Raw genomic sequence first — 12,381 nt, forward strand, 5'->3', positions numbered from 1 at the left:
CAGTCACTCCCCCCGTCAGTCGGAGCTTTGTTTCTCCGGGTTGATCGACTCGAAGTAATCCCGAACCGAGTTGCGATATCCCACCGGTATTTCGCTGCGCTTCATCGTATCGGCGGCTTTCTGCCGCTGCGTTTCGTAAACTTCCGTGTAGGTAACCTTGGACTCGCCCTTGGGAGCCGGGGCGTCAATTTCGATGACGGCCAGGATCTCGCCGTCGTTCTTGGCTCCTCGGACCATCTCGTCCTGGAACTGGACGTTGACGAGGCCGGCGTCGGGGGGCTGGCCGCCACGGCCCTGGCCGGCGGAGCCGCTACCGAGAGACTGGCTCTGGTTGAAGCCCTCCTGCCAGTTCCCCTGTCCGTTTTGGCCTTGTCCTTGACCCTGTCCCGGCTGCTGGCCTTGGCCCTGACCCGGTTGCTGGCCGGCCTGCTGCTGGCCTTGTTGTCCGCCCTGCTGGCCCTGACCCTGTCCTTGCTGTTGGCCCTGCTGACCCTGCTGACCTTGCTGACCTTGTTGTCCCTGTTGCTGCTGGGCGTTGCCTTGCTGCTGGGATTGTTGGCCCTGCTGGCCCTGTTGGTTGAGCATCGAGGAGCGGCACTGGCCCATCTGCTGGCTGAGCTTATCGAGCTGGGCCATCTGGTTCATGAGCTGCTGCTGGTTGGCCATCTGCTGAGAGGCCTGCTGCATCTGCTGTTGGGCCTGGGCCATGGCATCGCCGGAGGATTGAGGGTTCTGCTGGCCCTGCTGACCCTGTTGCTGCTGCGGGTTGCCGCCGCTTTGATTTTGAGACTGTTGCTGGCTGCCTTGGCCGGATTGCTGGCCCTGTTGGTTCTGCGCGGACTGCTGCTGGTTCTGCTGCTGTCCCTGCTGACCGCCTTGCTGCTGGTCCTGTTGCCCGTTTTGTTGCTGTTGCATGGCATTGGAGGCGTTTCGCGCAGCCTGGGCGGCCTGCTGCAACGCCTCGGACATTTGCTGGTTTTCCCTGACCTCGTCGGCGAGGCGTTCGAGTTCGTCGGCGGTCTGCTCCATGTCCTCGGCGGACATGCCCTCGGCCATTTGCTGGGCGAGTTGCTGCATTTCCTGGGCGGCCTTGTCGAAGTCCTGATTCTTCATGGCCTGCTGGATCTCGCGGGTCTTGTCCGCGCGGGCCAGGCCCTTGATCTGGCGGAAGGGCTCGTTCTTGCGATCGAGGCTCTTTTGCTTCAGCTTGAGCTCGTCTTCCATCTTGGACATTTCGGCGATGGCAGCTTTCTTGTCCTTGGCGCCGAGGAAGACATCCTGCGACAAGCGTTCTAGCTTGTCGGCGAATTCCTGGGCTTCTTCCAGTTCCTCGTCCTCGGCGGCCTTTTTGATGTCTCGGGCCAGCTCCTGGATGCGACGAGCCTCGACTTTGCGCTCGAGTTCTTCGCGAGCGGCCGTCTTCTGGGGGGGCTCGGGCTGCTGGGGTTCGGTGGCGAACAGGTCCATCTGGGGCATGGCGAGGTAGAGCACCGCGAACGCGACGGTCGGCCACACGAGGTGGAGGAGACGGCGAGGGACCTTGTACCGGAAATCTTTGTGCGGATTGATGGCTTGGGCGTGGCGGGCAGCGTCGTCCTGAAGGGCCTTGATGGCGCCTTCCGGGTCCGGCGAATTGCGCAAAGCAAGAGCGCTTGACAGGCGCTCGCGGAGGGCAAGCTTGTCGTCGGCCGCGGTGGCGGCCTGGAGCAGGGACATGCGCTTGGCGAACGTCCAGACGATTGCGGCAAGAAGGGCCGCGCCGAGGACGCCGGCCGAGATGATCAGCGGATCCCAGGGGATGACCGTGATACGGGAGATGAGCAGGACGATGACGGCGCCGATCAGGCCGAAGAGGACGGTCCGAATGACGGTGTCGAAGAAGAAGAAGATCATCAGGCGGCGACGAATCGCCCGGATTTTGCGCTCCAGTTCTGCCATCGTTCGACACCTCTCTGGGAATTATGGTTCCCGTGGGGAGAAAACCTTCATTTCCTCCCCTTTGACAGTAGCAAAACCGGAAAGGTTCGCAAGGGGAGAAGAACAAATGACCGAAGGAGTCTGAGCGTTGTGAAAAGGCTGGTTGGGGTTCCTATTCATCCAGATTCATCTGATCGATGAAGGCGTCCGCTTCGGCGATGGAGGATTCCATCTCGCTGATCAGCGAGGCGATGTCGGATTCGAGGGCGTCGACTTGGCCTTCGAGGGACGCGATGGCGTTTGCGTTGAGGTTGTGCTTCAGGAAGAGGACGTGGTCCTGGAAGGCGCTGAGGACGGGGTCCATTTTGGACTCGGCGCGGCGCATGGCGAAGATCAGGTCGTCGTAGCGTTTCTGGGTTTCGTAAAGGCGCTGTTCGCTGATGCGGCGGAAGCGGTCGTTGCTGTAGTCGTCGAGTTCATCTTCCCATTCGGCGAAGAGGTCCTCGGCGACGCTTTCGATGGAGTCGATTCGATCACCGACGGCGTCGGCGCGGTCCTTACAGCGCTCGTAGTCGCGGCTGAGCTTGTTGTAATTGGATTCGAGCTCTCCGCCCTGGAAATCGACCAGGGCGCTGAAGCGTTCGAGTGCGCTCTGGAACTCTTCCTTGGCTTCCTGCTGCTCTTCGCGGGCGTCCTTGACGCGGTCGACGAGGATGTCGCGCTTCTCTGAGCCGAAGGTTTCCATCACATTGTAGTAAATCGACGAGCATGACGACAGCATGGTGACGGTCAGAAGCAGGAATAGCGTGCGCATTGGCGGAGACTCCCCTTAATCAATGGTTGGCAGGCCGGATGCTGACCCAAGGTGGGCGGCAAAGGCAAACAGCAATGTTGGGCAACGGGCGGGATATATGCCCGCCCAGCATATATGGGACTTCCGTCAGGGCGGGAAGTATAGGTCGGCGGTTGCGACCGGAACGGGACGACTACGGGCAAGTGTTTGTCACAGAATGCACATTCGTCACGCAGGCAAATCAAGCATCTATCCATCAGAATCGAGGAATATTGAGAACAATGCGATGTGGTTTGTTGTGTCCTAAAACGGGTTGACCGGCCGAAGTGTTGAAGGTCTCCTCGATTTCTTGCACTTCTGTGAGAAGGAGCTTTTCTGCGAAAGACTTCGCAGCGGTGCATCTTACTCCAGCATCCTGTTTGGGAGGACACTATGCTGCTGCGTCCCCGTTTTTTGTTAACGCTTTCCGCTTCACTTCTTCTTTCGACATCTCTGGTTCCCGCGCAGCCGCGACAGAGTCCGGCGCCGTGGAAGTATCTGGACACGGCTCTGGCGAAGGATGAACTGGCCAATGCGCTGAAGATGGATTCGGATTTGAAGGCGCTCGTCGCAGGCGAGGTGATGGCTGCGCGTGGCGAAGCGCCGGCGGCGAACGAGCCGGGTTCGATTGCTTACCATGCACGCTCGTTCCAGGTCGCGCACGAGCATCCAATCGTTGACATCACGATGCGAGGCGATGGCGAAGATGCGATTGAAGAGCTCAAGGCCTTGCCGGGCGTGACGATCAATGGCGTGGCACACGCGCCGACATATACGGTGATCTCCGCCGTGATTCCGGTCGGTCAATTGATGAGCGCCGCGGCGAATCCTGCGTTTTGCGGTTTGTCTTCTGTTGCTGCCCGCACGATGGGCGAGGACGCAGCGAAGATGACGTTTGTTGCGCGTGGCGAGGGCGTCGCGAGCAATCAGGCGGAGACGGCGCTGGATGTCGATGACATGCGGCGGTACTTTCCGACGATCGATGGGACCGGGATCAGAATCGGTGTGATGTCGAATTCAGCGAACAATCGAGATGGAGTCGCCGGCGACGGTGGGCTGATTGGAATTGCGGAATCGCAGAACACAGGCGACTTGCCTTTGGGTGCTCGGATTCTGTTCCTTGGAGATCCAAGCGGCACGGGCTATTCGGACGAAGGCCGCGGCATGATGGAGTTGGTCTACGATCTGTTGCCGGGTGTCACACAGATTGGGTTCAAGACAGCATCTGGTGGGCAGGGAGCGTTTGCGGCGAACATTACAGATCTCGCCAACAATGGGATGAACGTCATCGTCGACGATGTCAGTTACAATGGGGAACCCGTATTCCAGGACGGCGTGATTGCGATCGCGATCAACAACTTCGTCGCAAACGGCGGGATGCATTTCACATCGGCCGGAAATGGTGGTCCTCAGAAGGCGTACCTTTCCGAACTGATCGACACGGACAACAATGGCTATCATGAGTTCGATGTCGGCGACGAGTCGCTAAATGTCACTGTCAGCGCCAACAAGGTGTTTGCAAGTGAGTTGTGGTGGGCGCAGCCGTGGGGCGCTGCGACAACCGACATGGAAATCGAGCTGTGGAACGAGACGGACACGACGTTGCTGGCCAGCAGTGCCGATGCAAACATCGGTGGGAATCCTTACGACCTGATTGCGTACGATAACACCGGCGGGGCGGAGTTCGATGCGCATCTGAAAATCCATCAGCTTGGCGGAAGCAGCGAGCGCCCGATATTCAAGATCCTCGTTCCGAAACTGCTGGAGCACTTGGAGAAGGAAACGGGATCGCTGGTGCAACACGGACATGGTCCGAATGGAATTTCTGTCGGGTCGTCCTATTATTGGGATCCGACGTACGCGCACAATGGCAGCAGTCGAGGGCCGTCGGTTCACTTCTTTGATCCTGCCGGCAGTCCATATGCGAATCCCATCGATTATGAGAAGCCAGAGTTCATAGCGGTCGATGGTGTGGATACGACCTTCTTTGGTTCGCCGGACACCGACGGTACGGGGTATCCGAATTTCTTTGGAACATCGGCGGCAGCACCGAACGCGGCGGCGGTGGCGTGTTTGCTTCTTCAGGCATCGGGTGGACCGGGCAGTTTGAGTCGCTACGATGCTGTTCAACAACTGCAGGCGTCGGCGATCGATCTTCACGACGTGGGATACGATGTCGATTCCGGATACGGACGGCTGGATGCACTGACGATGCTGACGACGATGCAGCAGCCCGAAACGAATTCGACCCAGTACATTACGAATCCTTTCGGCGACGTGCGTGTGAAGGCGTACTTCCCGAATGACAGCACGCCGATGGGCTTCATGTGGAATTGCACTGCGCTTGGAGAGATGACTGTGGTCGCGGACAATCTGGCTGGGTCGGAGGCAGACGTCTACACGGTGGTCTACGATCATGACGGGAGCGATGTCCTTGGCGTAGACCGGGATGAGACTGGGATGACCGTCAACGGACTGGCGGCGGAACCGTACTGGGCAACGGTGTATAGCGATGCGCCATTCAGCACAACCAACCAGGCCTGTCAATTCCGAGTTGCAGGGCCGGCGCCGACGGTCAGCGAGCGCACGCTGGATGGCGATGGTTTGGATTCCGTTTCGTCGAATCTCATTAAGTCGTCGCACGTGAAGTACTATCACTATGTTCCGGACTTGGGGGTTGATGCGAGCGTTGAGATCACGGTGACGCCGACGGGCTTCGATTCGCTCATTGCGGTCTTTCGGGGAGACGGAGAACTGCTCGCACAAAGTGGAGGCGGAAACGGCGTCGGCGTGGCCGATACGTTGAGCTTGCCAAATCTTCCGGGAGACACAGGTTTCTATCTCGCCGTCGCCTCTCATCGTTTCGACGGGTACGGCGCGTTTTCGCTGTCGGTGGATTTCGATGGGGTCGATGGACAGCCTGGAACCATTTGGGATGAATATCCAGCGGCGATTGATCGAATTGCGCGTTTCAACCCCGTGACGGGCGTGGCGGAATTCTCGATCGATAATTTGCTCGAGGGTTCGGCGCACTACACGATGGTTGAGCCCGCGTTGAATACGCATTTCAACAGCTACACTACGGGATACTACACCGACAAGATCACCGCGGGGGCATACTTCGCCAGCAACGGTCGGCGAATGACCGTTGGCGGTCCGGGGACGCAGGTTATCATCTTCCGAAACGATGATGACTCGAGGAAGCTCTATCGACTCTATGCCAGCGATGATAACGACGGTGCTCTTGGCGTGGACATCGAGACGGAGTTGACGATCGATCCGCCCGCGAACGACGCGATCAATCCCGGATCCTCGACGAACCCGCCGTGGTATACGCAGACCGCGATCAGTATTCCGCTGCTTTCGCTTGGGAGTACTAAGTACTACAAACTGACCGCACCGGTGGATGCGTTGGGGTTACTTGAAATCGATTTGGATCCGTCGAGCGAATTCGATGCGGCGATGGATCTGTTCGACGCCGCGGGCAACCTGGTTGCTTCCTCCGATGAACCGGGGATCAACGCCGACGAGTACATTCGATACGAATCCGTCGCGGCTGGCACGAATTACTACCTGCGTCTGAAGGGCAGTGCGGATACGAACGTCTCCTTCGACGACTACGATCAGACCGGCAGTTGCAGTTTCACGGCCCGATTCCACATTCCGGGTGGAGCGACTCTGACGCCGACGGCATCGCCCACGCCGAGCCCAAGCCCGACGCCGAGTCTGACGCCATCGCCAAGTCCGACTCCGTCTCCATCGCCAACGCCTGCGATGGATTGCAAGGACCTTGGTGTTGTCGACGATCCAAGCCTGGAGGCATCCGCCCCGAATCCGTATTGGACGGAATTACCGGATGCTGCGACCGGTCCATTGTGCGAGGGGTCTTGTTCTTCCGGTACTCCGTTCGATGGTTCGCAGTATGCATTGTTTGGCGTTGGCGGCGTGGAGGGTTCGATCGAGCAGGCCGTGACGATTCCCGTGAGCGCGACGCGCCTGACGTACTGGGTTGCGGTCACGCCGGCGCTTTCCGGGCCATCTTACAATGAGCTTCAGGTTCTGCTGGACGGGAAGCAGATCGACTCGGTGCCGGGCCTGAACAACATGAGCTACACAGAGCGGACGGTTGATATTGTTGGCGTGGCGGACGGACTCGAGCACACGCTGACGTTTGCGAATACGGTCGCAACGCATACGGCGAAGTTCACGGTGGATCTGATTCAGATTCAGGACTGCATCATCACGCCGACGCCGTCGCCAACTCCCTCGCCAACGCCAACGCCGACGCCGGATTGTTCGGCATCGAAGGCACTGCTGGATGGAGGATTCGAGGAGGCGACGTCGCCGTGGTCGGAGACGTTGTCGGCGAATGCGATCTCGGCGTTCTGTCCGGACTCAGACTGCCGAGGTGGCCCGGGCGCGTATGCAGGGTCGGGGTATCTCTGGCTGGGCCGGCACAGTGGTTCGGGCATCCTGGAGTCAGTGCTGATCGAGCAGGATGTTCGCATTCCGACGAACGCGACGACGCTGGCGTTCTACATGACGGCGGACATTCCGGACGACGACGGCACGGGGAATTCGCTGGCGTTCGCAATCGACAACACAACGCTGACGGACGGCTTGTTCTCGCAGGCGTCCTTCCGCCTGGATCGTCCGTACACGTATTACGAACTGGATTGTTCTGCCTACGCAGATGGCGGGATTCACACGATTCAGATCGTGGGCAACGCGAAGCCGGAGTCGACGACGAGTAATGTGCTGTTCGGCGTGGATGCGATGGAGTTGATCGTCTGCACGACTCCGACGCCGACACCGTCCCCGACTCCATCGCCAGCCCCGACCGAAGGTCCGGGAGAAATCTGGCTGGTGCAGTAGCCGAAGTTGGGGGCTGAAGGGCTGCCTTCTTCTTTCTGGCGCAGAGATTCTCCAGCGACTCTCCCCTTGCATTGGAACACAGACAGGTATAGATGTCTACTGGAGTCGATTCGGGGGAGACTCCATTCGATCGCCGAGTCCAGGGGAGAACGGCCATGCATTTTTCTATTATTCGTCATTTCGATTCGCGCAGTTTCGGGAGACATGGCAGAGCCTTGCGCCTGCCGTGTCTTGTTATTCTGATATCCATCGTGGCAACGGCGGGATTTGCTCACACTCTGAGTGGAATCGTCTATGGTGGTCCGAGCCCGATGGAGAATGCCACGGTTTCGCTGCTCGATCCGAGCACGATGGATACCTTGGATTCGACCACGACCAATGCGTCGGGCTTTTACGCATTGTCCGTGGGGGACGGGACGTACAATCTGCGGGTTTCGCCACCCACAGGGAGCGGGTACTTCGAATCGGACGTGAATGACATCGTCGTCGATGGAGCGGACGTGACGCAGAATGTCGTGTTGTTGGCGGAGGCAGGCGTCTTGTGTGGGACGGTTTTCGCAGCGGATGGTGTGACCTCGGTTTCTGCGATCGAGGTGGCTGCCAGCGGCGGCGGCTTGTCTTCGCAGGTGAAGACCGTAAGCGATGCGAATGGCTACTACGAACTGCACGTTCCTCCTGGTGTGTACAGTTTGCACATTTCAGGTTCTCAGAATTCCGATCCGCCGCCCAATATTGAGACGTGCGATTCCTTCACGATATTTGACATTATCTACCACATTAATGTCTCCGGAAATGTGAATCAGGATATCGTGCTTCTTCCCTTTATCAAAATCTCTGGACATGTCTATGGGAACGGAGAGCCGATGGCGGGGGCTTCGATCTATAAGCTGGGGATGGCCGAGGATGGGATCGCCCTTGCGTATGCGGACGATTGGGTCGATACGGATGAGAATGGCGCCTATGAGGTCCGGACATTTCCCGGCGAGGAGAGGTTCGATATTACTCCGCCCGAGGGTTCAGGTTACGAACCGAAGACTTTCGGTTACTGGACCTACACGGAGGATTCGATCCAGGATTTCCATTTTGAGCGCCCATTGACTCTCAGTGGCCATGTCTACGCTGCCGATGGGATTACGCCGGCGGCTTACATCGAGGTTTCGGCGAATGGGACAGGGGGCGTTAACGTTCGTGAATACGCGGACGCTGAAGGGTACTACGAATTGGAAGTTCCTTCCGGGACTTACACGCTGTCCCTGACGGGCAGCACTCATTCTTCCCCGCCCATCGGAATAGAATCTCCCGATCTTTTTGGGATTTCAGGCGTGGTCTCGAATCTTGCCGTCTTTGAGGATACGATTCAAGACATGACGCTGCCGCCTTTCTATCGAGTGACCGGGCAGGTGCGTGGCAACGGTGTGCCGCTAGAGGGAGTCGAACTCTGGTTTATTGGCGACGACTACATGCACGATTACGTCACGGGGACGGACAATCTCAGGACAAGCGATTCGAACGGCGAATTCGAGTTCCTGACGTTCTGGGGTGTCTTCACCGCCGATGTGACGCCTCCTCCGGATTCCGGTTTCCTTGACCAGCGGTTCCGAAGGATCGATGTCACCGGGGATATGACCTACAATATCGATCTGGAGCGCCCAGTGTCTCTGAGCGGCACCGTGCGGGCGCACGATGGGACGACGCTGGTTTCTGGAATAGAGGTCTACGCTGGAGGCGATACGTCGGTGACTGGAGCATCCGGCCAATATGAACTGGAAGTCCTGCCGGGCGAGTACTGGCTAGCAGTGCAGGGCGGCGAATTCATCTCTCGTCCGCTCAACATCGATTGTCCGAAGTTATTTGCCCTCTTGGATGCTGTTCCGAAGATTACGGTGAATCTGGAGACGGTTCAAGATGTCATTTTGCCGGAGTTCATTCATGTGACGGGGAACACGACAGATAATAACGGCGTTCCCGTTCCCGGTACGGATCTGGAGCTGGTTCTCTCGGGCGACCCCTGCGAGGACTGGTCCACATCGGACGGCAATGGCGCCTATTCAATGACGGTACTCCCAGGGGAGTATCGGCAAGAGATCGATCCACCGCTCAATAGCGGGTTCTACTCGATTCGAATGTACAATGTGGATATTCCCGGGCCTTTGCAGCAGAACATTGTGCTGAGTCACGAGGACACCCATGCGCCGCTGGTGATTGCCGGTCCGTATGTGAACAGCATTACGGGTACAACCGCGACTGTGGAGTGGCAGACGAATGAACCGGCCTCGACCAAGGCGCTTTTTGGGACTAGCAGCCCTCCATCGCTAGTGGCGGAAGTGCCAGGAATTCGTTCCCAGCATTCTGTTCTGTTGAGCGGGCTGGCGCCTGGCGAGACTTATTTCGTTCGCGCGTCGGCGACGGACTCTTCTTCGAATGGACCGACGCTGAGTCCTGTCACGTCTTTCAGAACGCAGTCCGTGTCGGACACACAGCCGCCCGTAATTCTTGGGGGGCCCGTTGTGGTTTCCATCGAACATGATTCCGCAATCGTGGAATGGACGACAAATGAACCCGCGGATAGTTCAGTGGCTTTCAGTGCGATGAGATCGAGCGAAACGCTGGTCACCGATTCGGCGCTTGTTCGCGATCACCGGATCGCTTTGTCGGGGCTTGCCGCAGAGACTTCATACAGCGCCTTCGTCTCTTCGACAGACGGATCGGGAAATGGCCCGGTGGTGAGTCCGTCGATCACTTTCCGCACGCTCCATGCGCCGGATACTACGCCTCCGGTGATTACATCGGGGCCGATGGCAATCGATGTAACGGACAGTGAAGCGACGATTGTGTGGACCACGAATGAACCCGCGACCAGCGGGGTTTCGTACAACGATGGGACTGTGTTCGGCGTTCACTCGGATACGGCATTGGTGACAGCCCACAGCGTGCAATTGGTGGACCTCGACGCGGCGACGATCTACTACTTCACCGTATCGACGAAGGATGCTTCCGGAAATGGTCCGACACTGAGCGAAACGTTGGACTTCACGACATCGGCCAGCCCGGACACGGAGGCTCCGGTGACGATCGAGGGGCCATTGGTGAAGAACGTCACTCATCAATCGGCCGTGATCTGGTGGCGGACGAATGAGCCTGCGACTAGTGTGGTCGAGTATGGCACCTCGACAACGTTGGGATTGCAGGAAGCCCAGGCTACTCTGAATCGCATCCACAATATCCCCGTGGTCGGGTTGGAAGCGGACACACTGTACTACTTCCGAGTGGCGTCTGTCGATGGTAGCGGGAACGAGTCTTCCGCGAGTTCGATCTTGTCGTTCCACACGGACGCGTTGCCGGATACGACCGCGCCGGTGTTCCTGACGGAGCCCTACGTGATCGATGTGACAAATGAGTCGGCTGTGTTGTACTGGGAGACGGATGAACCTGCAGATTCCGTAGTGGAGTATGGCGCCTCTCTGCCGTACGCGTCACGGTCATCGAACAGCGACAAGGTGCGTGAGCATTGGATGACGCTGGTGGGATTGTCCGAGAGCGAGGAGTACGGTTTCCGCGTCAGCTCGATGGATATCAGCGGGAATGTGGCGATTTACGAAAGCCCCGTTCCAGGGGGCTCGCGTGCTGCCGGGTTTGTCACCAGCTCAACGCCGGATGTCGTGGCACCGACGTTGATCAACGGTCCCTCTGTAGTCGCAAAGACCGACACGTCAGCAACGATCTGGTGGAAAACATCGGAACTTGCAGACACGAGGCTTTGGCACGGGACTCAGGGGGCAGACCCTGCACTGTTTGAAGGAGATATCGCCCATCGAATCGAGCACACTGTCACGCTGACAAACCTGGAACCGGCAACGGACTATTGCTTCAGGGCCGGTTCGGCGGATGTCAGTGGCAACGGGCCGACCATGAGTTCGATCATCAACTTCTCGACAGATGCGGACCCGGATACAATTCCTCCTGCGATTATCGATGGGCCGATTGCAGACGGAATCACTTTGTCTGCGGCAACGATTTCCTGGGAGACGGATGAGTTCGCGGGTAGTCGGGTCCTCTTCGGCACGGATGAAGCAGACCTGAAGCGGGAAGCGAACAAAGACGGGATGCGCAACTCGCACTCTGTTACTCTGACCGGGTTGGAACCAGGGACGGAGTACTTCTACTCGGTGGTTTCGGAAGATCTGTCTGGGAATTCTGCGCCCAGCCCGACGAAGTCTTTCCGGACGACTCTGATTCCGCGCCCGGATATATGGATACTGCGATAGGGGGAAGGCATGTGCCTCCCACCTACTCGCAGTAGACGCGGACGGTGCTGCCTTTTTCATCGTCGATGTCGACGGTGAGTTCGCCGAGGTGCTCGAGGAGTTCTTCGAGATCGTCGGCGGACATGGCGGAGAGGTCGGCTTCGATGCCTTTGCCTTCGAGGGCGGCTTCGACTTTGGCGGCGGCGTGGTCGGGCATCAGGCCTTTGAACTTCATGCCGGCGCGAACCAGGCCGAGCGGGACGCGCACGTTGACGCGTTCGTTCTTCTCGCCGCCCTTGTCTTCGATGCGAACGCAGAGATACTTCGGGCGCTTCTTCGCGACGACGGCGGTTGCGGCGGGTGGAGCGGTTTTCGGCTGTTCGGCCGGGCCGGTTTCGATGGCGGCCAGGAGGCGCTCGGCCTCGTCCGCAGTGATCTTTCCTTCGCTGAGCATTTCCAGAATCTGACGGCGTTCGTTACTCATTGTTCGAATCTCCTGTTCGTAGCTTTCAA

Annotated in this window: 5 protein-coding genes; 2 read left to right on the top strand and 3 right to left on the bottom strand. The window is 58.4% G+C overall.

Annotation, left to right across the window (positions count from 1 at the left end; translation table 11 throughout):
• Positions 1-15 precede the first annotated feature (15 nt).
• Together KQI84_08055 and KQI84_08060 are read right to left on the bottom strand one after the other, a co-directional pair.
• A complete protein-coding gene (locus KQI84_08055; protein MCB2154827.1) occupies positions 16-1,938 on the bottom strand; it encodes a hypothetical protein in 1,923 nt (640 codons plus the stop codon).
• Positions 1,939-2,089: 151 nt separating this feature from the next.
• Positions 2,090-2,731 (bottom strand): DUF2959 domain-containing protein, encoded by a 642-nt coding sequence (locus KQI84_08060; protein ID MCB2154828.1) that lies wholly within the window; start codon positions 2,729-2,731, stop codon positions 2,090-2,092.
• 411 nt (positions 2,732-3,142) lie between these two features.
• On the opposite strand from KQI84_08060, the gene KQI84_08065 reads away from it, so the two are divergent.
• Together KQI84_08065 and KQI84_08070 are read left to right on the top strand one after the other, a co-directional pair.
• Positions 3,143-7,624, top strand: a complete 4,482-nt coding sequence (locus tag KQI84_08065) for a S8 family serine peptidase (protein MCB2154829.1) — start codon at positions 3,143-3,145, stop codon at positions 7,622-7,624.
• A gap of 215 nt (positions 7,625-7,839) precedes the next feature.
• Positions 7,840-11,889, top strand: a complete 4,050-nt coding sequence (locus KQI84_08070; protein ID MCB2154830.1) for a fibronectin type III domain-containing protein — start codon at positions 7,840-7,842, stop codon at positions 11,887-11,889.
• Positions 11,890-11,911: 22 nt separating this feature from the next.
• Here the strand turns inward: KQI84_08070 and KQI84_08075 are convergent, their stop codons facing one another.
• A complete protein-coding gene (locus tag KQI84_08075) occupies positions 11,912-12,352 on the bottom strand; it encodes a hypothetical protein (GenBank protein ID MCB2154831.1) in 441 nt (146 codons plus the stop codon).
• Positions 12,353-12,381 lie beyond the last annotated feature (29 nt).

The organism is bacterium (assembly GCA_020444065.1).
Taxonomy (GTDB): Bacteria; Sumerlaeota; Sumerlaeia; order SLMS01; family JAHLLQ01; genus JAHLLQ01.